The sequence below is a fragment of the Chryseobacterium sp. TQ-BC-N36 genome (assembly GCF_058382295.1).
The window spans coordinates 2,824,605-2,847,506 of record NZ_CM178175.1; the positions used below are offsets into that span (position 1 = coordinate 2,824,605).

At 36.7% G+C, this 22,902-nt stretch carries 20 protein-coding genes; 12 read left to right on the forward strand and 8 right to left on the reverse strand.

Features of this window, described 5'->3' with window-relative positions; all coding sequences use genetic code 11:
- Positions 1–10: 10 nt before the first annotated feature.
- Together AC3FI7_RS12600 and AC3FI7_RS12605 are read left to right on the forward strand one after the other, a co-directional pair.
- Complete coding sequence (locus AC3FI7_RS12600; protein ID WP_142723869.1) at positions 11–526, forward strand: hypothetical protein; 516 nt, start codon at positions 11–13, stop codon at positions 524–526.
- Between the two features lie 251 nt (positions 527–777).
- Complete coding sequence (locus AC3FI7_RS12605; protein ID WP_002976637.1) at positions 778–1,368, forward strand: outer membrane beta-barrel protein; 591 nt, start codon at positions 778–780, stop codon at positions 1,366–1,368.
- A 93-nt stretch (positions 1,369–1,461) separates the two neighbouring features.
- On the opposite strand, the gene AC3FI7_RS12610 is transcribed toward AC3FI7_RS12605, so the two are convergent.
- Positions 1,462–2,097 carry a peroxiredoxin gene (locus AC3FI7_RS12610; RefSeq protein ID WP_142723868.1) on the reverse strand — a complete coding sequence of 212 codons (636 nt, stop codon included), beginning with the start codon at positions 2,095–2,097 and terminating at the stop codon, positions 1,462–1,464.
- Positions 2,098–2,193: 96 nt separating this feature from the next.
- Here AC3FI7_RS12610 and AC3FI7_RS12615 point away from each other — a divergent pair, with 96 nt between their 5' ends.
- Positions 2,194–3,081: a mechanosensitive ion channel family protein gene (locus AC3FI7_RS12615; protein ID WP_142723867.1), complete on the forward strand. Its 888-nt coding sequence runs from the start codon at positions 2,194–2,196 to the stop codon at positions 3,079–3,081.
- 203 nt (positions 3,082–3,284) lie between these two features.
- Here the strand turns inward: AC3FI7_RS12615 and sucC are convergent, their stop codons facing one another.
- From sucC to AC3FI7_RS12635, 4 genes are all read right to left on the reverse strand, one after another.
- Positions 3,285–4,475 carry an ADP-forming succinate--CoA ligase subunit beta gene (gene sucC, locus AC3FI7_RS12620; protein ID WP_089790045.1) on the reverse strand — a complete coding sequence of 397 codons (1,191 nt, stop codon included), beginning with the start codon at positions 4,473–4,475 and terminating at the stop codon, positions 3,285–3,287.
- A gap of 207 nt (positions 4,476–4,682) precedes the next feature.
- The gene (locus AC3FI7_RS12625; protein ID WP_002976622.1) at positions 4,683–5,069 is read right to left on the reverse strand and encodes a DUF423 domain-containing protein; all 387 of its coding nucleotides are present in this window, start codon (positions 5,067–5,069) and stop codon (positions 4,683–4,685) included.
- 1 nt (position 5,070) lies between these two features.
- Complete coding sequence (locus AC3FI7_RS12630) at positions 5,071–6,141, reverse strand: hypothetical protein (protein WP_491460242.1); 1,071 nt, start codon at positions 6,139–6,141, stop codon at positions 5,071–5,073.
- A 166-nt stretch (positions 6,142–6,307) separates the two neighbouring features.
- The gene (locus tag AC3FI7_RS12635; RefSeq protein ID WP_142723863.1) at positions 6,308–7,636 is read right to left on the reverse strand and encodes a hydroxymethylglutaryl-CoA reductase, degradative; all 1,329 of its coding nucleotides are present in this window, start codon (positions 7,634–7,636) and stop codon (positions 6,308–6,310) included.
- Between the two features lie 155 nt (positions 7,637–7,791).
- Between AC3FI7_RS12635 and AC3FI7_RS12640 the strand changes: the two genes are divergently transcribed.
- Together AC3FI7_RS12640 and AC3FI7_RS12645 are read left to right on the forward strand one after the other, a co-directional pair.
- Positions 7,792–9,051 carry a putative DNA modification/repair radical SAM protein gene (locus tag AC3FI7_RS12640; protein ID WP_131435891.1) on the forward strand — a complete coding sequence of 420 codons (1,260 nt, stop codon included), beginning with the start codon at positions 7,792–7,794 and terminating at the stop codon, positions 9,049–9,051.
- 127 nt (positions 9,052–9,178) lie between these two features.
- Positions 9,179–9,937: a TIGR03915 family putative DNA repair protein gene (locus AC3FI7_RS12645; RefSeq protein WP_491460243.1), complete on the forward strand. Its 759-nt coding sequence runs from the start codon at positions 9,179–9,181 to the stop codon at positions 9,935–9,937.
- 323 nt (positions 9,938–10,260) lie between these two features.
- Here the strand turns inward: AC3FI7_RS12645 and AC3FI7_RS12650 are convergent, their stop codons facing one another.
- Positions 10,261–11,061 carry a DNA alkylation repair protein gene (locus tag AC3FI7_RS12650; protein WP_491460244.1) on the reverse strand — a complete coding sequence of 267 codons (801 nt, stop codon included), beginning with the start codon at positions 11,059–11,061 and terminating at the stop codon, positions 10,261–10,263.
- A 95-nt stretch (positions 11,062–11,156) separates the two neighbouring features.
- On the opposite strand from AC3FI7_RS12650, the gene AC3FI7_RS12655 reads away from it, so the two are divergent.
- From AC3FI7_RS12655 to recA, 7 genes are all read left to right on the forward strand, one after another.
- Positions 11,157–11,498 (forward strand): winged helix-turn-helix transcriptional regulator, encoded by a 342-nt coding sequence (locus AC3FI7_RS12655; RefSeq protein ID WP_343659766.1) that lies wholly within the window; start codon positions 11,157–11,159, stop codon positions 11,496–11,498.
- Positions 11,499–11,572: 74 nt separating this feature from the next.
- Positions 11,573–12,451: a DUF4846 domain-containing protein gene (locus AC3FI7_RS12660; protein ID WP_491460245.1), complete on the forward strand. Its 879-nt coding sequence runs from the start codon at positions 11,573–11,575 to the stop codon at positions 12,449–12,451.
- An 83-nt stretch (positions 12,452–12,534) separates the two neighbouring features.
- A complete protein-coding gene (pfkA, locus tag AC3FI7_RS12665; protein WP_142723857.1) occupies positions 12,535–13,521 on the forward strand; it encodes a 6-phosphofructokinase in 987 nt (328 codons plus the stop codon).
- Between the two features lie 31 nt (positions 13,522–13,552).
- On the forward strand, positions 13,553–14,557 hold the full coding sequence (gene gap / locus AC3FI7_RS12670) for a type I glyceraldehyde-3-phosphate dehydrogenase (RefSeq protein WP_034694859.1): 1,005 nt from the start codon (positions 13,553–13,555) through the stop codon (positions 14,555–14,557).
- An 80-nt stretch (positions 14,558–14,637) separates the two neighbouring features.
- A complete protein-coding gene (locus AC3FI7_RS12675; protein ID WP_343659769.1) occupies positions 14,638–15,264 on the forward strand; it encodes a hypothetical protein in 627 nt (208 codons plus the stop codon).
- 100 nt (positions 15,265–15,364) lie between these two features.
- Positions 15,365–16,555: an oxygenase MpaB family protein gene (locus AC3FI7_RS12680; protein WP_491460246.1), complete on the forward strand. Its 1,191-nt coding sequence runs from the start codon at positions 15,365–15,367 to the stop codon at positions 16,553–16,555.
- A 459-nt stretch (positions 16,556–17,014) separates the two neighbouring features.
- Positions 17,015–18,016: a recombinase RecA gene (recA, locus tag AC3FI7_RS12685; RefSeq protein WP_034694853.1), complete on the forward strand. Its 1,002-nt coding sequence runs from the start codon at positions 17,015–17,017 to the stop codon at positions 18,014–18,016.
- Between the two features lie 297 nt (positions 18,017–18,313).
- On the opposite strand, the gene AC3FI7_RS12690 is transcribed toward recA, so the two are convergent.
- Together AC3FI7_RS12690 and AC3FI7_RS12695 are read right to left on the reverse strand one after the other, a co-directional pair.
- Positions 18,314–19,747 carry a hypothetical protein gene (locus tag AC3FI7_RS12690; RefSeq protein WP_343659771.1) on the reverse strand — a complete coding sequence of 478 codons (1,434 nt, stop codon included), beginning with the start codon at positions 19,745–19,747 and terminating at the stop codon, positions 18,314–18,316.
- A 146-nt stretch (positions 19,748–19,893) separates the two neighbouring features.
- Positions 19,894–22,788: a S9 family peptidase gene (locus tag AC3FI7_RS12695; protein ID WP_491460247.1), complete on the reverse strand. Its 2,895-nt coding sequence runs from the start codon at positions 22,786–22,788 to the stop codon at positions 19,894–19,896.
- Between the last annotated feature and the right edge of the window lie 114 nt (positions 22,789–22,902).

The following is a 22,902-nucleotide window of genomic DNA, read 5'->3' on the forward strand; positions in this document are numbered from 1 at the left end:
ACAATAAGATATGGATAAAATTAAAGACACAAGAAGTTTCATGAGGGTTACACACCGTTATCTTGGATATTTCCTTGCAGGAATTATGGCGGTATACTCGTTAAGTGGAATTCTTCTGGTATACAGAGACACTGACTTCCTGAAAAGCGAAAAGAAATACGAGAAAAACATCGCCCCCAATCTTTCAGAGAAAGAGCTGAAAAAAGAGCTGAAAATGAAAGGACTTGAGGTGGAGAAAACAGAAGGAAGCGTTCTTTATTTTAAGCAGGGAACTTATGACAGTGCTACCGGAAAGGCTAAGTACACCAAAAAGGAACTGCCCTTTGTGTTAGATAAAATGGTTTCTCTTCACAAATCACAGTCTAAAGATGCCATATCGCCTTTAAGTGTATTCTTTGGGGTTTCACTTTTCTTTTTTGTCATTTCAAGTTTCTGGATGTTTAATCCTAAAACAAAAGCATTCAAACGTGGGATAAAGTTTACCATTGCCGGACTCATCATCTCTTTAATCCTTTTATTTATTTAATATGGTAAAACCGGAATTCTTATCAAATTAATGATCTGCCATCTATTTTTACTATTTCGATTTTAAAAAGCCCATTCCATTGTATTTATCATTATGATATCTTCAATTAATATGTTAAAAAGATAAAATATATCTCACTGACAATGTTAACGTTTATTTAGAAAAATTACGTAAAATTAAGAGTATGGCACATTTATTGTTTTTTCTATAATTCGTGAATAATAAACATTTAATTATTAAAATAATAAATTATGAAAAGACTTATTTTAACAGGGATATTAGCCGTAGCAGGTTTAACAGCAACTGCAAACGCTCAGATTCAGAAAGGTAATTGGATGGTAGGGGGTAACCTTGCAGGAGCCAACTTCGGTTTAAACAAAGGAGGAGGTTATGATTTTAATATTCAACCGAAAGGAGCTTATTTTATTGAGGATAATATTGCATTGGGAGGATATGTGGATTTAGGTTTCAAAGGCGCTAAAGATGCACCAACTACTTTCACGTATAACGTAGGTGCTTTAGGACGTTATTATCTTAATCCGGGAGAGCAAGGAGTAAACAATTTGCTTCACCACGGAAGATGGTTCTTCGAAGGTAACGTTGGTATTGGTGGAACATCTATTTCAAAAGGAGGTTCTTCTTCTAACGGTCTTAACTTCGGATTCGGACCTGGGTATTCTTACTTCATCACTCCAAACATCGGATTGGAAGGTTTAGTAAAATATGATGCAAACGCAGGTTTCGGAAGCGGTGGATATACTAACAAAATTACGTTTGGTTTAGGTTTCCAGATTTATCTTCCAACGTCTAAAGCAAAGCAAATCATCAACGACGTTAAGTAATAATACTTATAAAAAAATGAAAGCGCCCCGGAAATTTTATTTCTGGGGCGCTTTTCGTACAAATTAAAACTAAACTATAAAAAATCAAATAAATCATGTATTAGGTTGTGGAGTGTATCGCAAATAAGGCTTTATTTCCGTTACACCCTTTGGAAATATTTTCCGTGCTTCCTCTGTAGAAATGGCCGGAGGAATAATAACATCCTCTCCATTTTCCCAATTAACAGGAGTTGCTACACGATAGTTATCTACCAATTGTAAAGAATCCAGCACTCTAAGGATCTCTTCAAAATTCCTTCCTGTAGAGGCCGGATAGGTAATAATCAGTCTTACTTTTTTAGCCGGATCAATGATCAGTAAAGAACGTACAGTAGCCGTTGCCGAAGCATTAGGATGAATAAAATCATACAACTCAGAAACTTTTCTGTCTTTGTCTGCAATAATAGGAAACTGTACAGTGGTATTCTGGGTCTCATTAATATCTTTCACCCAGTTCTGATGGTCTTCCACTCCATCCACACTCAAGGCAATCACCTTGGTATCTCTTGCATCAAATTCTGACTGCAGTTTTGCTGTATATCCTAGTTCTGTAGTGCATACCGGCGTATAATCTGCAGGATGCGAAAACAGAATTCCCCAGGAGTCCCCCAGATAATTATAAAAATTGATATCGCCTACAGATGATTCTGCCTGAAAGTTGGGTGCTGTATCTCCTAATTTAATTGACATAATGTTCTCTATTTTATAGTCTACAAATTTAGTAGACTTTTTGGAACTGGCAAATTTTTTGCTTAAAATTTATATCTTTAATTAAAATTTTTATTCATGGAGAAAACGGGACTGAGGTATATAGATGTTGTTTATAAAGTCTTGGAAAATTGGTATATGACCTTTGCCGAACTTACCCCGAAGCTGATCGTTGGAATTATTGTATTCACATTTTTCCTTATTACCAGCAAGTATTTAAGCAGAGGAGCAGTAAATTTATTTCACAAATTTTTCCCGAAAAGCCAGAAAGAAAGTTCTTTAGTGACTTTAATCAGTATATTCAGATTCCTGATCATGCTGATGGGAACCTTTATTTCCCTTGAAATTATGGGATTCAGTGGTTTTCTCTGGAAGTTCATCGGAAGCTTGGGAGTTGCAGGGGTAATTGCCGGAGTTGCCCTGAAAGATCTTGTCTCAAGTATTTTTTCAGGAATGCTGATTGGAATTGACAAAGCATTTAAAGTAGGAGATTATATTACGATCGGTAACCACTCAGGCACAGTACAGGAAATTGGTTTTCTAACCACGAAAATACTTACCGACGACGGAAAGAAAGCTTATATTCCCAACCAGGTTGTTTTCAATGCTCCATTCTACAATATTACAGCTTCTCCGCAGCGGAGGATTATTTTAAATTTTGAAATTCCTGCCGATGAGGATATTACCAAGGCGCAAAAGGGGATTCTTGATGTGGTAAAAAGCCTTGATAATGTGGATAAGTTAGATACTGTAGAGGTGATTTTCACAGACCTTAAACAAGGAGCCTTTAATCTTCAGGTGAAATTCTGGATAAAAGTAGGGGCTAATCTTGCACAGGTGAGAAGTAAAGCTTATCTAGGTATTAAAGAACGTTTTGATACGGATAAAATCCAATTGGTAACCCCTACAAGCATCAGTATTACGAGTGGTGAGGCTAACTTGCCGGAAAGCCATCAGGATAAGTAATCATATACAATATAAAGACCATTTCAAAACCTGGGTGTTTTTATAGTGATTGCTAAGAAAAACCTAACAGGTTTTTAAAACCTGTTAGGTTTAAAATACACATTTCTTCTGAATTTATTACAAAGCTCTGTCCTTTCATTTACCAATAAAAAAACCGTTTCAAAAATGAAACGGTTTCTTCTATTTTATCTGAAAATTTTAGATTAAGCTAAAACTTCTTTTACTTTGTTTGCAGCTTCTTCCAAAGTAATTGCAGAGTGTACCGGAAGACCAGACTCGTCAATTAATTTTTTAGCTTCTACAGCGTTAGTTCCCTGTAATCTTACGATCAATGGAACCGGAAGGCTACCCATAGCTTTGTAAGCATCTACAACTCCCTGAGCAACTCTGTCACATCTAACGATACCTCCGAAGATGTTGATCAAAATAGCTTTTACGTTTGGATCTCTTAAAATGATTCCGAAAGCAGTCTGTACTCTCTGAGCATCTGCAGTACCACCCACGTCAAGGAAGTTAGCAGGGTTACCACCTGATAATTTGATGATATCCATCGTTGCCATTGCAAGACCAGCTCCGTTTACCATACAGGCAACGTTACCATCTAATTTCACGAAGTTAAGACCCGCTTCACCCGCTTCAACATCCATTGGATCTTCTTCTCTTGTATCTCTAAGCTCAGCTAAGTCTTTGTGACGGAACAATGAGTTGTCGTCTAAAGTTACTTTAGCATCAACAGCGATAATCTTGTTATCGGAAGTTTTTAATACAGGGTTGATTTCGAAAAGAGAAGCATCAATTCCTGTGTAAGCATTGTATAAAGAGGTAATGAATTTTGTAAATTCTTTGAAAGCGTTCCCTTCAAGACCTAAGTTAAAAGCAATCTTTCTAGCCTGGAAACCTTGAAGTCCTAAAGCAGGATCAATGATTTCTTTGTGGATCAAATGAGGAGTTACTTCAGCAACGTGCTCAATATCCATCCCCCCTTCAGTAGAATATACAACTGTATTTTTACCTTCAGCTCTGTCTAAAAGAATAGAAACATAAAATTCTTTAGTTTCTGATTCTCCTGGATAATATACATCCTCTGCAACCAAAACAGAATTTACTTTTTTACCCTCAGCAGAAGTTTGTGGAGTTACCAACTGCATTCCGATGATATTCTGAGCGTTTTCTTTAAGCTTATCCATGTTTGGAGAGAACTTTACACCACCACCTTTACCACGACCACCTGCGTGGATCTGAGCCTTTACTACCCACCCTTGAGCGCCAGTTTCAGCAGTTAGTTTTTCTGCAGCAGCTACAGCTTCGTCTACGTTATTGGCTACATAACCACGTTGGATAGCTACTCCGTACTTTGATAAAATCTCTTTTGATTGATACTCGTGAAGATTCATATTATTTTTATTATTTTATTTAAAAATTTAAAGGTTGACAAATTTACTAAAAAGACATGGAAGTTCAAGTTTATTGACTTAAAATTTAAAGTCTGACGGACTTGATTTTTAACATATCATTGAATTTTCCCTTATTCTTTCGCTAATTTCTCAGACAAAAGAGATTGAATGTTCGTATGAACCGTCATCTTTTTTTAATTCTCAATCTTAAATTCTGTTTTTAACAAAATATAAGATCAACATTCCCCAGCTTAGGATCATCATCAACCCTCCAAGCGGAGTGATAGGTCCTAAGAATTTAAGATTCATTCCCAGATAATCCTGCATGCTCAGGAAATAGATACTCACGGAAAATAAAAATGTTCCTGCAATCATCAAAATGGAGGTCCATTTTTCAGCAGAAGTTTCAAATTTTAAGATATACCCGATGATCAGCAGGAAAAAAGCGGCATACATCTGATATCTTACTCCTGTTTCAAAACTTTCCAGTCTTTCCACAGCTAATATTTTCTTTAAAGCATGTGCTCCGAATGCGCCCAGGATTACAGACACCATTCCGTAGACTGCTCCAAAAACTAATGTGATTGTTTTCATTTTATAACTCTTCTAATTCTAAGGTTAAATATTTTTTTGTTTTATAATCCTGCCAGGTTCCAATGATTTTCTTTCCTTGCAAATCAGCCTCTACTAATGCTTTGAAAACCCATTGATGGGCCTCTTCACTGTAATAATCATTTTCTATGATAGAAATATGATTGCCTTTTATCTTCCCATTCCACTCAATCAGCTTTTTATTTTTATCATACCAGTATTTTGCAGAAAAAGAGCCGTCATCATATACCTGATCGATCAAAACGGTGATGGAATACTTTCCGTCAATCTTACCGCGATACAGTTTATTATTAAGACTGGTTATCTCTGTTTTTTCAGAACCGGAAATTAAATTTTTTGCATAAGAACTCCAGTATTTTTCCAATTCTTTGTAAGTGAATTCTATCTCATGGCTGCCGAGTTCATCCAGTGCTCTCATGGCATGATTGGAACATCTTCCGGCTACAAAAGTCAGTTTATCTTTTCCAAAGAAGTATTTGACACTTCCCAAAGTATGCTCTGTAAAGCAATCTTCGTAAAGCGCAATCTGATCTTCAGTTTCTTCTTCAGGATTTTTTTCAGCTTTCAGTTTGACAAGAAATTCAGAAATTCTTTTTTTTACTCGTTTCTGAATGATCCCATCTACAATTTTTACTGAACCGGGTTGAAATAAATCTGCAGCATTAATAAAGTTTCCTGTTCTCAGATCAAAGTTCTTCCAGTCCGCAAATTCTTCCGGATAAGCTCCCGAAGCTTCACCATGAATACCTATCGTTAAGATATTTTCAGGAGTTTCCAATTTCTCCCAATCATAGAAATAAAGGTAGTTGGAGTAAGAATTGGTAGCTTTAGAAGCTAATTTAAAAGGATTCCCACCGGAATCCGGAACATATTCCAGCTCACTGACCTGAAGAAATGTATTGATCTTATTGGCTGCTATTGGATTTCCCGGATAGCTTATCACAGGAAACACATAATTTTCAGATTTTGGCTGCAGATCATTGATCTTTAAACTTTTCTGCTGCGAAAAACTTAAACCGGAAACCAATAAGAAAAATACAATACTCTTTTTCACTATTTTGACTTTATATACATTAAAATAAACTTGGCAACCAGTGTAGAAATTCCCAGGATAATAAACATGTTGGCAAATCTCTTGGAACTCCTGAAACCTTCGTTATTTGTTTTCTTCAGAAAAAAACCAAAGAGAAGGAATACAATGGGCAAAATGATCTGTAACATTAGTTTCCTCTCATTCTGTTAAACTCATTGATCACTTCATGATGGCTTACCGTCTTGTCTTTAAAATACGTCACAAAGTGTTGCTTTTCTTCTTCAGTAGCCCCCAGTTGGTTCAGAATATTCAATAAATGCATTTTCATATGTCCTTTCTGGATTCCTGTGGTTACCAGAGAACGTAATGCACCGAAGTTCTGTGCAAGTCCTGAAACTGCCAGGATGCTCATCAGCTCTTGTGCGGAAGGTTTCCCAAGAAGTGCCAGTGAGAACTTTACCAGTGGGTGAAGATTTGTAAGTCCTCCTACTACTCCAACAGAAATTGGTAAATCTATCCAGAATCTGAATACTCCGTTATCCGTTGTACAGTGAGTCAGGGATCTGTATTGTCCGTCTTTTGCAGCATAGGTATGTGCACAGGCTTCCGTTGCTCTGAAATCATTTCCTGTAGCGATCACCACTGCATCTACTCCGTTCATGATTCCTTTATTGTGAGTCGTGGCACGGTAAGGTTCAATTTCCGCGATAGTGACCGCCTGCTTGAATTTGGAAGCAAACTCTTCAGGAGAAATTCCGCTGTCATCCTTCAGATCTTCCATTTTACATGATACCTCAGCTCTCACGATACAGTCAGGCGTGAAATTGGAAAGAATATTCATCACGATCTGTAGTGAATTCTTTTCTTCCTGAGTAAAATCTTCACTTGTGGCTACTTCCTGTCTCAATGTTTTTCCAAACTGCTCAAGACATGAGTTGATAAAGTTGGCCCCCATTGAATCTACCGTATCAAAGCTTGCTTTCAGCTGGTAATAGTTGGGCATTTCTGCTGTTTTATCCACCAGGCTGATATTTAAAATACCTCCACCTCGTTTTCTCATATTGGAAGTGATATCTTCTGTTGCCTCGAATAGTTTTTTCTTTAGGCTAAAATTAAAGAAATGTAACAGTTTATGAGGTTCTACATTAAAAATAAAATGGGTATGCCCCAGCTTTTCAGTATTGATAATCGTTGTTTTAAAACCTCCTTTATCAATCCAGAATTTGGCTGCCTTAGAAGCGGCGGCAACTACTGAACTTTCCTCAACAGCCATTGGAAGTGCCAGCAGTTTTCCATCAATTAAAAAATTCGGAGCGATTCCGTATGGCATATAGAAATTGGAGATGGTATTTTCAGAAAATTCTTCGTGAAGCTTCTGAAGATCTGCATCATCGTTCCAGTATTGTTGTAATATATTTTGATATTCCTGGTTTCCTTCAAGATATTCGTTTACGAGCCAGTCAATTTTCCCCTGCTTTGGAAGCTTGGAAAAACCTTCGATTGGTTTATGATTCATGATATAAACTTTAATGAGCCGTAAATATAATGATTTTGAGGCTCTTTTTTGTTGATAACTTCTATGAAAAAAGGTTGACTTTTATCAATTTTGGAACTAAATTTGAACAACATTAAAAATTATATTGATACAAATAATATCAAACCACCAAAAGAATGAATTTTGACCGCCTTAAAGAAAAGCTCGAAATCCTTGCTGATGCAGCGAAATATGACGTTTCCTGCTCATCAAGCGGAGGCACGAGAAAGAATAAAAAAGGGGCTTTGGGCGACAGTTCTGCAAGCGGGATTTGCCACACCTATACGGAAGACGGAAGATGTGTTTCCCTGCTTAAAATTCTGTTGACCAACCATTGCATCTACGATTGTGCTTACTGTGTTTCCAGAAGTTCGAATGATATCAAAAGAGCTGCTTTTACCGTAGAAGAAGTAGTAGATCTTACCATCAATTTTTACCGCAGGAATTATATTGAAGGCTTATTTCTGAGCTCAGGAATTTTTAAGAATGCAGATACAACGATGGAGCGTCTTGTAAGAGTGGCCAAAAAGCTTCGTCTTGAAGAAAATTTCAACGGTTATATTCATCTGAAATCTATTCCGGGAGCAAGTGATGATCTGATGCAGGAAGCGGCGTTGTATGCAGACCGTTTATCTGTTAATATTGAAATTCCTACGGAAAGCGGATTAAAATTATTGGCGCCTGAAAAGAACAGACAGGATATGATCAGCCCGATGCGGTATATTCAAAAAGGTATCATTCAATATAAAGATGAAAAGAAAATCCTTAAGAAAGTTCCGAAGTTTGCTCCGGCCGGACAGTCTACACAAATGATTGTGGGAGCAACCAATGAAAATGATCTGCAGATCATTAAGGTAGCGGACCACTTTTATAAAAATTTTAATCTGAAAAGAGTGTATTATTCCGGGTATGTTCCGGTGCTGGAAGATCAAAGGCTGCCCTCTTTAACCACAGAAGTACCTATGCTTCGCGAAAACAGGCTTTATCAGTCGGACTGGCTGATGAGATTTTATGGTTTTAAAGCGGAAGAAATTTTAGATCCGAATGTTCCTTTTCTCGATCTGGAAATGGACCCGAAATTAAGCTGGGCATTGCGAAACTTAGATCAGTTCCCGGTGAATCTTCAAACTGCCGAATATCGCACGATTTTAAGGATTCCCGGAATTGGCGTAAAAACAGCTCAAAAAATTATAAGTGCCAGACGTTTCCAGATTTTAACGATGGACCATTTGAAAAAACTGGGAGCAGCTGTCAACCGTGCAAAATATTTTATTGATTTTACTGCGGGAAATGCTTACCTGAAATACTTAACGGATAAAAATTTCAGGAAACTACTCATAGGTGGAAGCTCATCCAAATTTCATAACCAGTTTTCGCAGCAATTAACATTGTTTTAAACACAAATCACACAAATATTTTCACAAATGATCACTAATTTATTACTTCGATTTAACAGCACATTTGTCATTCTGACGAAGGAAGAATCTCAGAATGACAAGCACAACTAAATTTTAAACTCAATACATGACAACCCTACTTTATGACGGAAGTTTTGATGGTCTTTTTACTGCAGTATTTGAAGTTTTTGAATACCGTTATAAAGATGTAGAGATCGTAAGCACAGAAAATTTTCATCAGGAGAATATATTTGCAGAAATTCATGAAGTCATTACGCAGCCGGAGAAATCCGAAAGAGTTCTCAATAAACTGGAGCAAAACATTGGAAAGCCCGGAATTTATCAACTCTTAAAAGTATTTTTATCTGAAGATCCCGAGCTGGAAAATTTAATTTTATCAGCTGTAAAACAATCCATCAAGCATCCCGGACAAAATATTCTTGAAAACTTTGCCGATTCTGATATTTTAAAAATTTCAAAGATCTGTAAATCAGTAGACCGGGAAAGACACAGAATGACGGCTTTTGTCCGATTCGAAAAAATGCAGGATGATGTTTATTTCTCCAAAATAGATCCTGATTTCAATGTTCTTCCTTTAATCAGAAAACATTTTCATAACCGCTATCAGGACCAGAAATGGATGATCTATGACCTTCGGAGAAACTACGGCCTTCTATATGACCTCAACGATTCTGAGTTTTTCTACCCTGATGAAAAAATTGATTTAAATCATTATCAGCAAAAATTCCATGACGAAGAAAAAAGCTATCAGGTACTCTGGCAACGGTATTTTACCAAAACCAATATTGTTGAACGAAAAAATATGAAACTCCATATTCAGCACGTCCCGAAAAGATATTGGAAATACCTGACTGAAAAATGGTAACTAAAATTCCATATTGTGGATAACTTTTTATTTTGGACAAAAAAGACAGTATTTCAAGCGTTTTTTACAAGCACATTATTTAACCTATTAATTTATTGACAGATAGAATCCCCATTAATCGAAAACTCATATTGTGGATAACTTTTTACAGTTAACATACCGTTAACATTGAAAATAATTTCAACCTTACTTTTGTGTAAAAAATGAGTTAATAAAGCCACTCCCAAAGAAAAAGGGAGATAAAAAAAGGCATGTAAACGTCTCTAAATCTGCAATCTGTAAAACGCAACAGCTGTTTCACATGTCAATTTTGTGGATAACTTTTATTTTTTTATCGTTCTTAAAGCCTTTTTAACGATATACTGCGTTTCTTTTGTCGGACTTTCCCGGAGCCATTCATCACAGATTTCCACTACAAATTCGGGTTGTGATTTACTGGCATCATTCAACCAGTTGCCGACACTATCCTGTACATATCGGGATGAATCTGATCGTAAAAGTTCCAGAATTTCCAGTCCAAGTCCTGGGTTTTGTTTCAAAGCATCAATATGCTCACACCAAACTCCCCTTGGTCTTGTGGATTCACTGGCAAAACGTCTCACGTTCTCATTATCATGTGTTGCCCACATTGATAAAATGGATAAGCTTTTCTCAAGATTTCTGGCGATATCCGGACGTACTGTCATCCAGCAGATTTCCCTTACTCCAAAATGAGTGTCGGAAGCAAATGACTGAATTTTATCTAATTTTTCTTTCAGTTTTAAATCATTATTTCTTCCAATGGTATATGCTGCCCAACAACGTACAAGGTCTGCAGGATGAGTTGAGAGCTTCAGCAGAAATTCATCATCTTTATTTTTTACTGCAAGAGTAAGCAAACCAATTCCTATCGTTTCATTAATCGAATTGACGGTTTGTTTTTTCAGCCGGTTTATATTTTCTAAAACTGGCATCAGATATTCTTTACGATCATTCTGCAAAAGCAGATTTTCAAGCAACAATTTTTGATCTACTGCCAGCCATTCCGTAAGATTGGCGGTTTCAATTTCTCCTCTGTTCAGCTGTTCCAAAATATCCCGTGGAATATCTTTGATAGAGCGGGCTCCTTTCCTTTTTTCTGTCATACTATTTTAATGATTATCTTTACAAAAGTCTGAAAGTGAGTGGAGAAAAACAATACCGCATATTTTTCACCCATAGGGATAAAAAAGTCAATTTTATGGAAACAAAGGGAAGAGCTGAAGAAAATAAAATTTGTCCGTTGGAAATCGCCGTCAATACCATCAGTGGAAAATGGAAAATTCCTATTGTCTGGCAGATTAATGAAGGGAAAAAACGCCCCAGTGAATTTTTACGCGGCATTGCTAAAGTAGACCGCAGAGTTTTAAATCAACAGCTAATGGAAATGGTAGATGATGGCATCTTAACAAAACAATCCTTTAATGAACTTCCTCCAAGGGTTGAATATACTTTGACAGAGCTTGGTGAAAAACTGGTGGAAATTCTTTGGAAATTGAATGATTGGGGAAAGTTGCTGATTCCGGAAAAAGAAGAAGTATAACAGGTTTAATATGATTTCAAAATCTTTATTGGGGACACATAAAAAAAGGAGATATTTGTGTTAACTAAGAACGCATGAAAAAAGTTATTACAGGAATTACAGTTATTTTCATTTGCACTGGTTGCACAAAAGAAAAATTCTCAGACCGTTTACTGCCCGAACCAGATAAGAATGAGCATTTAATAGCAGAAAATGCTTTAAAAATCAATAAAGAAAAAAATACCATCTGCGAAAGATTTTCGCCTCCTGAAGGCTATAAATGGATTAAAGAAAAACCGGGTTCTTTCGGGTATTTTATTGAAAATTTTAAGCTGAAGCCTTATGGCAGCCAGATTGTAAAATATGACGGAACACCCATTTCTACCCAGCATCTTCATGAAGCCGTTTTTGATATTGATACAGGAAATAAAGATTTGCAGCAATGTGCTGATGCCGCCATCCGAATGAGGGCTGAATATCTTTATAAGGCGAAAAAATTTAACGAAATTAAATTTCATTTTACAAGCGGAGATCTTCTCAGCTGGAATGATTATAAAAATGGAACAAGAGCTTTTGTGAATGGAAATTCGGTCAGCTTCCGAAAAACAGCAGCCTTCGATGATTCTTATCAAAGTCTCAGAAATTATCTGGATCTGATTTTTAATTATGCAGGAACGATTTCATTACATAAAGAAACAAAACCGGTAACAAAAAATTCTGACCTGAAAACAGGTGATATTCTGATTTCGCCGGGAAGTCCGGGGCACATTGTTTTCATTTCGGGGGTCTGCCAGGATCAGAAAGGGAAAAGATTGTACTTATTAAGTGAAGGATTCACACCGGCACAGTCTGTACATGTAATTTCAAATCCTTTTAACCCGTATTTTACGCCCTGGTATGATCTTGACATCCATGCTCCTGAAACAAAAACTGCAAGATATTTTTTTAAACCTACAAACTTCAGAAGCTTTTAATAATTTATATTCAAAACTATTGGAAAGTTACTACGATAATCTGAACTTGTTTTTGTAAATTTGTGTTCGAAATTTTTTTCTTGATGAAAGAGAGTGTTGTAAAAAAAATTGCAGTTCTTACTTCAGGAGGCGACTCTCCGGGTATGAATGCGGCATTAAGAGCGGTAGTAAGAACCGCTAATTACTATAATATCGAATGCTACGGGGTGAGAGAAGGTTACAACGGCCTTATCAACAATGATTTCCTGAAAATGGGAGCCCGTTCCGTAAAAAATATAATCAACCAGGGTGGAACGATTCTAAAGTCTGCCAGATCTGCTGAGTTCAGAACTAAAGAAGGCCGTCAGAAAGCTTATGACAATTGCATAAAGCTTGGAATAGACGGATTGGTTTGTATTGGTGGAGACGGAACTTTCACTGGTGCGAAAATCTTTAATGAAGAATTCGGAATCAGGGTAATCGGTATTCCGGGAACAATCGACAACGATATTTTCGGAACTGATAACACCATCGGATACGACACCGCTTTGAATACCGCAATGGATGCCATTGACAAAATCCGTGATACAGCCACTTCCCACAACAGGGTTTTCTTTGTGGAAGTAATGGGTCGTGATGCAGGGTTTATTGCTCTAAACAGCGGATTGGCAACAGGAGCTCTGGATATTTTAATTCCTGAGAAAAAAGACAGTATTGATGAGCTTTTCGCGAAATTCAGAGATGCTGAAAAAACAGGAAAAGCATCAAGCATTGTTGTAGTAGCGGAAGGTGAAAAATTAGCCAACGTATATGAACTTGCCGAAAAAACAAAACAGACATTCCCTGATTATGACATTCGTGTAGCGATTCTGGGACATATGCAGAGAGGAGGTTCTCCAAGCTGTGCAGACAGAGTTCTGGCAAGCCGTCTGGGGTATGGAGCTGTAACAGGGCTAATGGAAGGACAAACCAATGTAATGGCAGGGATGCGTTCTAATGATCTGACGTATACACCGATTGAAGAAGCCATTAAAAAACATAATGAAATCAATAAAGACCTTTTACTGATTTCAAAAATTTTAGCAATTTAATTATTTTTATAATCTAATAAAACAAACTATTATGTCAACAATCAAAGTAGGTATCAACGGTTTTGGTAGAATTGGACGTCTTGTTTTCAGAGCAATGACTGAAAGAGACAACATTGAAGTTGTAGGAATCAATGACCTAATCAATGCAGAATACATGGCTTACATGTTAAAATATGACTCTGTACACGGTATTTTCCCAGGTGAAGTTTCTGTAGAAGGAAATGATCTTGTAGTAAACGGAAAAAGAATCAGAGTAACTGCAGAAAAAGACCCAAGCAACCTAAAGTGGAACGAAATCGGTGCAGACTACGTAGTAGAATCTACTGGTTTATTCTTAGATAAAGAAAGCGCTGCAAAACACATTACTGCAGGTGCTAAGAAAGTAATCCTTTCTGCTCCTTCTAAAGATGATACTCCAATGTTCGTAATGGGGGTAAACCACAAGGAACTTACTGATGATATCAAAATCTTATCAAATGCTTCTTGTACTACAAACTGTTTAGCTCCTTTAGCTAAAGTAATCCACGATAACTTCGGAATCGTAGAAGGTTTAATGACCACTGTACACGCTACAACAGCTACTCAGAAAACGGTTGACGGTCCTTCAATGAAAGACTGGAGAGGTGGTAGAGCTGCTCTGAACAACATCATCCCTTCTTCTACAGGTGCTGCTAAAGCAGTAGGAAAAGTAATCCCTTCACTAAACGGAAAATTAACAGGTATGTCTTTCAGAGTACCAACTGTTGATGTTTCTGTAGTAGATTTAACAGTGAGAATTGAAAAAGCTGCTTCTTATGAAGAAATCTGTTCAGTAATCAAAGCTGCTTCTGAAGGTGAATTGAAAGGTATCCTAGGATATACTGAAGAGGCAGTAGTATCTCAGGACTTCGTAGGAGATAAGAGAACTTCTATCTTCGACAAAGATGCTGGTATCATGCTTTCTCCTAACTTCGTAAAACTTGTTTCATGGTATGACAACGAAATGGGTTACTCTAACAAGTTAGTAGATATGCTTGTACATGCGGCTTCTTTATAATAAATAATGAGCGATAAGCAATATAAAACCTTCCCGATGGGAAGGTTTTTTTGTTTAAATTAACGCCCAAAATTTAGACCATGCTCAACGAACTTATTGAAAGATATTCTCAATATTCTGATGTAGAGTTAATGAATGTATATTCAAATAAAAATGCTTATACAGATGATGCAAAACAAGCCTTGGATATTGTCATAGAAAAAAAGGGAGGAATACAATCTTTTACCGACCGGTATGATAAAATTGTAGCGAAAGAATTGGAAAAATCAAGGATAAAGAATGATGCTGTGAAATTGTATTTAAACGGGATGACAAAAAATGACATCAACCATATTTTGATTTCAGAAATATTAGCTTCAGATGAAATACAACAGATCATAGAAACTACTTCTAAAGAAATAGAAGCAACAAAAAGGGATTTAGAAATTAAACCCAGCACAATTATCGGGAGCATATTAGGAGGAATTATCGGGGGGACTATTGGTGGTATATTATGGGGACTGCAAATTATGTATTCCGGTCACGTCTTTTATATTTTTGTTATAGGTCTGGGAATAATCTCTTACGGCTTTATAAAATTTTTCACTAAACAAAGCAGAAATAATATTGCGGTATTTGTCATTACCATATTATCTGTAATTTATGCTCTGATTTTAGGTTTTTACCTATATGAGTTATTTGGCTATCATGGACCTGACAGATATTGATAAAGCACGAGAAATGAATTCACATTATTAAAGTTATTCAACGCTGATAAATCTCACCAGCATATTTCGGTGTAAAACTTGTACTTTTATAGGTAAAGGAATGAACATGATACAACCCCGGTTTAAAGACGCACCTCATTTCAGGGATTTTTGGGAAAAGGGCAATGGAAAACAGCTTATTGAATTTTCCGGAGCAGAAGTGAGTTTTGAGCATTTTGAAAAATTTGCTCCCTATTTTCATCATACGGATGAGATCGGAGATGAGGTGGTAAAAGATGTTTATTTCACTAAAAAATTCCACGAGGCCTCCAGGGAAATTGAACATTATATCAGAAATGGGGTTTCGGAAACTGATGACGTTCCTGAAAGTGTAAAAAAATTGTTCAGCCAAACTCAAAAAGTTCCTGATTGGCTGGATCATCAGTTACTCAAAAGCGGAGCAGAACTATGTATGAGAAGCAATCTTGACTCCTTGATCTCCTTAAGGGATTATTGTCTGATCGGCGGCTATGATTATGCCTACCTCAACAAACCACTTGTTGTTACAGAAGCATTGAAAAAAGGTGCAGTGAAACGCCTTTCTGAAACATTGGATTTCTGGGTAAACGCTACCCGGTACAATTCCCTGAACGTTCACGCAAAAGGATATGAATTTGCGATAAAAACCCGTCTGATCCATTCTTACGCCAGGCTTTCCATTAAAAAACACTATAAAGACTGGGATACTGATAATTGGGGAGAGCCTATCAATTCCTGGGATATGATGGCAACGTACATTGGATTCAGTCTGGTATTTCTTCATAGTCTTAAAAAGCTGGGAAATCGTTTTTCTGCTGAGGAGGAACAGGGAATTTTTCATCTCTGGAAATATGTAGGGTACCTGTTGGGAATTCCAGAGCAGCTTCTTCCCAACAATAAAAAACAGGCAACGGAATATTTTTATTTATGGGCCTCTGTTCAGCCGTCTTCTGATAAAGATTCTGTGCTTCTTGCCCATTCTTTACTGGATGAATCACTGGAAAACCCTATCTTAAAGTTTGAATTTCAAAGAAAGAACTTAAGATATCTGCACATCTGCTGTACCTGGTTTCTGCTGGATGATGAAGTATGTAAAAGATTACAGATTCCTGATGTTCCTTACAAAACTCTGTTTCCAAAATCGAAAATACTTTTCAACGCAATATATGACAAAATGGTCAGTCGTACTGCAAGAATACAAAGAGGGAATAAAGATCAGATGAAAGTACTGGAAGATTATCTGAACATCACTAAGAATTCAAATTTTCATTAAAAGTAATTGTTGGAAATCGCAAAGGCGCAAAGATTTTTAGACATTGTGGTACTTTTTAAGGCGCAAGAAAATCGAAGATTTTCAGCAAGGGAAAGTATATAATTTTAGATGAAATTTTCGCAGATGAAGTAGTTATGAAGATTTTCATTAGCACCATTGTAATTTGCATAATCTGTGAGAGGTCAAGATATGCAGCATTCAATTTTATCGGAGATAAAATTTTTGCGCCTTAAAAACAAAAGTATTCTACATAAATAGCGCCTTTGCGATTTCCAATAAAAACAGCTTCTTTTATTTAGTAAAAACACTTTAGATACCACATTCCGCATGTGCTTCGTTATGAAGAAGATCAGCCATAAAATTTTATCATTTTTTAACTCTAAAAACAACTTTAGGAAATAAAATATATTAGCTTTTAATATTTAAATTATGTATTTTTGAGAAATTATTTTAATAGAGATGAGTAACATTGATGATAAGAAAAAAGCACTCGCTTTAGTGCTTGACAAGCTAGATAAAACATATGGAAAGGGAACAGTAATGACTTTAGGTGATGAATCTATAGACAATACAATAGAAGTAATCCCTTCCGGTTCTTTAGGATTGGATATTGCCTTAGGAATAGGCGGATATCCAAAAGGAAGAATCATTGAAATATATGGTCCTGAATCTTCAGGTAAAACAACGTTGACCCTTCACGCTATTGCTGAAGCTCAAAAAGCGGGTGGTATTGCTGCTTTCATTGATGCAGAGCATGCTTTCGACAGAACTTACGCTGCGAAATTAGGAATCGATCTTGAAAACCTGATCATTTCTCAGCCGGACAATGGTGAGCAGGCTTTGGAAATTGCCGATAACCTGATCCGTTCAGGAGCTATTGATATCGTTGTGATTGACTCTGTTGCTGCTCTTACCCCAAAAGCAGAGATTGAAGGTGAAATGGGAGATTCTAAAATGGGTCTTCATGCAAGATTAATGTCTCAGGCATTAAGAAAGCTTACCGCTACTATTTCAAGAACAAAATGTACTGTAATCTTCATCAACCAGTTGAGAGAAAAGATCGGTGTGATGTTCGGAAACCCTGAAACCACTACCGGAGGTAACGCTCTTAAGTTCTATGCTTCTGTAAGAATTGATATCAGAAAAGCCAGTGCACCAATCAAACAAGGTGATGAAGCTATCGGTAGCCGTGTGAAAGTGAAGATTGTGAAAAACAAAGTAGCACCTCCTTTCAAGCAGGCAGAATTCGATATCATGTATGGCGAAGGAGTTTCTAAAGTAGGAGAAATTCTTGATACTGCTGTAGATATGGGAATTGTGAAGAAAAGCGGATCATGGTTCAGCTACGAAGAGACTAAATTGGGTCAGGGACGTGATGCTGTAAAAGATGTTTTAAGAGATAACCCGGATCTTGCTGAAGAATTGGAAGGTAAGATCAAGGAAGAAATGAAAAACAAATAATTTTTCAGAAAAATATAGAAAAGGCAGTCTTCGGATTGCCTTTTTCTGTTTTAAAATAAAGATTTTTTAACGTAAAGGTTTCATCTGTATGCTGTAATATTTTTAAGAGAGCAAAGTACGGAATCAATTTCATTGCTTCTTACTAAGCAAACGCATCATTTAACACAAAGCTGTATCAGCGATGCTCTCTTATAATCAGCTTTTGAGTCATATTCTTTATGTTTAAATAATGAAGGATAAGAAAATAAAAAGAGGTCATTCCACAGAACAACCTCTTTGATATTTTATATTTTTAAATTATTCAGCTATTTTACCCTGCAGCTGAAGTGCTCCGGTCACTTTCATCCCTTTTGCTGGAGTTTCAAATCTCATGTTTTCTTTATTTACAAAAGCATCAATAGTGAAGAAATCCTCATCCTCTTCATTTGTAATCAACTTCAGTTTCAGGATATACCCTTTAATACTTCCGTCTTCAAGCAATTCTGTTTCCTTAAAGTCTATAACCTGACCAATAAAATCAAAACAAGCATAATTAGGAAGATCCTGGCTTGGAGCATAGGTTGTGAAATCTTCACTCATTTTAGTACCGTCAGGTAAATCAGTACTGGTATGAAGATCCAGAATAAAAATAATTCCGCTGATATTTATCTTCTGATGCGGCTGTGCCATGTAGATATTTCTGTTCTCAGCATAATCGGTAGCGAAAAACCAAACTCCAAAAGTATCTCTTGCCGGACCTGCTACGATTGCCTGTAAGTTCAGTGCATTTTCCCATTCTCTGATTGATCTTGTTTCAAAATCCAAAGAATAATCAGTTTTCACTTCCGGAATGATTGTACTCAGTTCATCGGTAACAATGGTTTTAAATCTGACATCTTCAAATTCAGTTTTGTTTTTACGTTCTCCATTCGGATCAGAAACCGTAGACTGCATTAAAACAGTGCTAAGATACTGACCGTAATCTTTAGTCTGAAAATTCTGATGTCCAAAAATACCGCTCCATGTGTTTACAAGATTATGAACATTGGATTTTCTAATGATAATTCCTGCTTCATTAGTCATTTCAGGAGCTGCAATTCCTTCTGTATTCGGGAAATAATCTTTACCATCTACCAATTGATGATTCATGATCTCATTATTTTCTTCATGAGAAAACTCTGCAAAACCTTTATAGGTAATATTTTGATTTTCGAAAATATAAGGCAGCCCTGTTTTGGCTTTCTCAGAACCTGCGAAATGATAAGCAAGTGAAATTCCTTTAAATTCCCCTTCCTGAATAGCCGGATTATGATTGCCGTTATGATCAAACTGAGAATGATACAGGATCATATAAGATCGGATCTTACCTTCCTGAAGCTCACTTTCAAACTTTTCTTCCATTTGGGAAATTACCTGCTGTGGAGAAAGTGCATAAGCATCTTCTGTCACCATATACGCAAAACCTTCTACTTCTCCGTTTTCTTTTTCAAAAGCTGAAATAGGCGTATATTCTCCTCTCAGCTGAAGCGCTATAGAATACACAATATAATCATTATAAATCCTGATTTTTTTATATTCTTCATTTACTTTCAGCTCCTCTACCGGCTGTGAAGAAATTTCCGGTATTGTTTCCACAACTTCTTCCACCACTTCCTCTACTACTTTTTCCTCTGGCATTTCCATTTCCTGAACCGGAGTACTTACATTTTCCTGACTGTTATTTTTTTTCTTAAAAAAATCAAAGATTCCCATACTGTTATTTATAATTGGCGGTAAATATAATAAAAGTGCTCAACAGGCTCATCATAAAAAAAATGCCATTGTGTCAGTTTATCTTTTGTGATGTATTTTCTAATAAAAACCCCGGGCGGAGCCTTTGGCTCCGCCCGGGGTTTTTATTAATTAGGTTTATCATCTGTCAGCTCAAATCCCCAATCTTTTCCTTTTTGGGTGGCCGGAATACCTTTTGTCATCCAGACCGGAGCTTTAGCCCCCTTCAGGTAATAATCAAAAAACTGCTGTTCGCGGATTTGAATATCTTTTCTGTTCTGGCGTTTCATAAGGTTGTGATCATCCCCATTATAATTCAGAAGCCATACTGGCTTTCCGAGACGGCGTAATGCGGTGAACATTTCGATTCCCTGATACCATGGCACTGCTCCATCTTTATCATTACTCATGATAACTACCGGAGTTTTCACCTGATTAATGGTAAAAAGCGGTGAGTTTTTAATATAAAGATCCGGAGCTTCCCATAGATTCTTTCCTAGTCTGCTCTGTGATTTTTCGTACTGAAACTGTCTGTTCATTCCTGAAGTCCATCGGATTCCTCCATATGCGGAAGTCATGTTGACAACAGGAGCTCCACTCCATGCAGCCGCATACATATTGGTATGAGCAATAAGATAGGCAACCTGATAACCTCCCCAGCTTTGCCCCTGAATTCCTATTTTAGTACCATCTACCCAGGAATTTTGCTTGAGCTTTTCCACTCCGGAATTAATATATTCCATTGCAGATTCTCCCGGGAAACCATCTGTATAAGAAATATCAGGAGTGAAAACCAGGTATCCGTTACTCACAAAATAAGAAATATTTAATCTTGAAGGGGTTGGCGCCGGTGCTACATAACGGTTCAGATTGTCCGAAAGCTTTTCATAGAAATAGACAATCATCGGATATCTTTTATTTGGATCGAAACCTTCCGGTTTGTACAGAATTCCTGTAGAAGTATTCCCTTTTGGTGTTGTCCAGTGTACCAGCTCATCCGTACCCCAGTTATATTGGCTTTGCTGTGGATTGGTATTGCTCAGCTTCTGCTGCTCTGAGAAATCAGATGTCACAAAAATATTGGGGGAATCTGTGTATGATTCTTTTACTAAAATATATTCTTCTGCATTTTTTGCTTTTTGAAGACTTCGGTATCCCCAGACATTTTCCATCTGAATTTTCACAGGATCAGAACCTGACTGAATGGTTGTTTTGAAGATCCCATTGGCCTTAGATATATTATCAAATGCTGATAAATAGATAGAAGATTTTCGGTTCAGACTTTTAATATCCTTATCCAGATCGTATGTATCAAATGTTATTTTATGTTTGCGTCCGAATCCATTCGTGATATTCCTTGGCTTTTTTGAACCATTCAGAAAAAATTCCCATAGATCGTAGCGGTCTCTTATAATCACAGATTCATCTTTATCTGTCCATGATGCTATGCCATAAGAATTTGGAAAATCCGGCATATCAAATTCTTCATCCACAAAGGAAACAGGTAAGCCTGTACTCAGCGGGAGCATTTGTTTTGTTTTTACATTATAACTCAGCCACTGTCCTTTTTCCCTGTCAAAAATCACTACAAATTGGCCAAGCGGAGATACTGCAGCGGCTCCATTAAGATTTTTAATAATTTCGGTTCTGTCTCCCGTTTTATTATCGATCAGGAAATAGGTTTTCTTTGTAGCACCTTCCCATTGTGAAGGAATTCGGTTGTTGATACTGGTAATCCCCAATGTAAATTCAGCATTTCCCTCGTTGACCCATCTTAAAGTATCCAGGTCTTCCCCATCAATATTACTGAAGATGTCCGGTTTTTCGGTCTGCATTACAGCAGCATAAGATTTTTTCAGATCATTTTTCAATTCCTTTAACTGTACTGTCTGCAGATAATCATCCTTATAATTCCAGATGTCTACCACTGCATGATCGTTTGCAATCATAGCAGTATCTTTGGCGACAGGCTTTGGAGCAACCCCAAAATACAGCTGTTTCCCGTTTTTACTGAACAAAGGCAGTCTGTTTTCAGAAATTACCCAATTTTTCTTCATCTGTGCATTTTCATTGGTTATAATTTCTTTTTTATTTCCTTTAAAATTAAAGTAATACAGCTGATATAGTTTCACCAGATCATTCTGTGCAGAAGGAGTTCCTACATAAGCCAATTGATTTCCTTCTTCATCAAAAGCCAATTGTGAAAAATCACCTTCCATCTCTGAAATCTTATTGACAGTCCCTGTTTGCAGGTCTACTACCTGTACCGTTTGAAATGCATATTTCTTTGGCTTTGATTTGTCTGTATCTTTTTTGTCAGCAGCCTTTTCATCTGCTGGGTCTTTCCCTTCTTTTTTATCTTTTTTCTCGTCTGGCTTTTTAGTTACAAAAACCAGCTGTTTCCCGTTCTTACTGAACTCATAACGGATTACGTTATCATATTCTGTAATTTTCCCATCTAAAAGATTTCTTACTACCAGCTGCAATGGTTTTACATTTTTATCTTCATCCTTACTTTCATCACTATCTTCTTTTTCAGAAGCATCATCCGAGGATTTATCCTTTAGATTTTCCAGCAGATAAGCAACATAAGAACCTGCTTTTTCAGGAATTTTAAATGATTTTACATTAGGAATCTTCTCTGTTTTATCATTTAAAAAATCTACAATGGCAAGACTGTCTTTCGTTAACTTATTTTTTTTAAGCTTTTTATCTTTTACCGCCTTTATGTCTTTATATTGCGGACGGATCTGAAAAACAGCAAACCTGGAATCATTTGTAAAATCCAGTTTTGTGGCTCTGTCAAATTTCTTCGAGGCTTTATTTTTAACAGAATATAAAGAAAGGGTTGAATTTCCTTCCTGAGCATCTACAGAATAGGCAACCCATTTTCCATCATTTGAGATTTTTCTTGTACCTAAATTTTGCCAGCTGTCGTAAACAGAATGGTCCAAAGGCTTTTTCTGCCCATAAACCCAACAGGTTATCATGAGCAGCATAAACACTGTACATTTCAACTTCATTTTTAAAATATTTTAAGAAATAAAAATAAGATATTTCTCCGACAAATTAGATGATGAGTGTGTTTCAGGCTTAAAAATGCCATTCTGTCACATTCTTCTTCATGGTATTTTTTT

What these genes read in the sequence shown, in the direction of transcription:
- AC3FI7_RS12645 (WP_491460243.1), top strand. Translation starts at nt 9,179, where the DNA reads ATGACAACCCTACTTTATGACGGAAGTTTTGATGGTCTTTTTACTGCA.
- AC3FI7_RS12615 (WP_142723867.1), top strand. Translation starts at nt 2,194, where the DNA reads ATGGAGAAAACGGGACTGAGGTATATAGATGTTGTTTATAAAGTCTTG.
- AC3FI7_RS12610 (WP_142723868.1), bottom strand. Translation starts at nt 2,097, where the DNA reads ATGTCAATTAAATTAGGAGATACAGCACCCAACTTTCAGGCAGAATCA.
- pfkA (WP_142723857.1), top strand. Translation starts at nt 12,535, where the DNA reads ATGAAAGAGAGTGTTGTAAAAAAAATTGCAGTTCTTACTTCAGGAGGC.
- AC3FI7_RS12690 (WP_343659771.1), bottom strand. Translation starts at nt 19,747, where the DNA reads ATGGGAATCTTTGATTTTTTTAAGAAAAAAAATAACAGTCAGGAAAAT.
- AC3FI7_RS12605 (WP_002976637.1), top strand. Translation starts at nt 778, where the DNA reads ATGAAAAGACTTATTTTAACAGGGATATTAGCCGTAGCAGGTTTAACA.
- AC3FI7_RS12680 (WP_491460246.1), top strand. Translation starts at nt 15,365, where the DNA reads ATGAACATGATACAACCCCGGTTTAAAGACGCACCTCATTTCAGGGAT.
- AC3FI7_RS12640 (WP_131435891.1), top strand. Translation starts at nt 7,792, where the DNA reads ATGAATTTTGACCGCCTTAAAGAAAAGCTCGAAATCCTTGCTGATGCA.
- AC3FI7_RS12675 (WP_343659769.1), top strand. Translation starts at nt 14,638, where the DNA reads ATGCTCAACGAACTTATTGAAAGATATTCTCAATATTCTGATGTAGAG.
- sucC (WP_089790045.1), bottom strand. Translation starts at nt 4,475, where the DNA reads ATGAATCTTCACGAGTATCAATCAAAAGAGATTTTATCAAAGTACGGA.
- AC3FI7_RS12695 (WP_491460247.1), bottom strand. Translation starts at nt 22,788, where the DNA reads ATGAAGTTGAAATGTACAGTGTTTATGCTGCTCATGATAACCTGTTGG.
- gap (WP_034694859.1), top strand. Translation starts at nt 13,553, where the DNA reads ATGTCAACAATCAAAGTAGGTATCAACGGTTTTGGTAGAATTGGACGT.
- AC3FI7_RS12635 (WP_142723863.1), bottom strand. Translation starts at nt 7,636, where the DNA reads ATGAATCATAAACCAATCGAAGGTTTTTCCAAGCTTCCAAAGCAGGGG.
- recA (WP_034694853.1), top strand. Translation starts at nt 17,015, where the DNA reads ATGAGTAACATTGATGATAAGAAAAAAGCACTCGCTTTAGTGCTTGAC.
- AC3FI7_RS12660 (WP_491460245.1), top strand. Translation starts at nt 11,573, where the DNA reads ATGAAAAAAGTTATTACAGGAATTACAGTTATTTTCATTTGCACTGGT.
- AC3FI7_RS12600 (WP_142723869.1), top strand. Translation starts at nt 11, where the DNA reads ATGGATAAAATTAAAGACACAAGAAGTTTCATGAGGGTTACACACCGT.
- AC3FI7_RS12650 (WP_491460244.1), bottom strand. Translation starts at nt 11,061, where the DNA reads ATGACAGAAAAAAGGAAAGGAGCCCGCTCTATCAAAGATATTCCACGG.
- AC3FI7_RS12625 (WP_002976622.1), bottom strand. Translation starts at nt 5,069, where the DNA reads ATGAAAACAATCACATTAGTTTTTGGAGCAGTCTACGGAATGGTGTCT.
- AC3FI7_RS12655 (WP_343659766.1), top strand. Translation starts at nt 11,157, where the DNA reads ATGGAAACAAAGGGAAGAGCTGAAGAAAATAAAATTTGTCCGTTGGAA.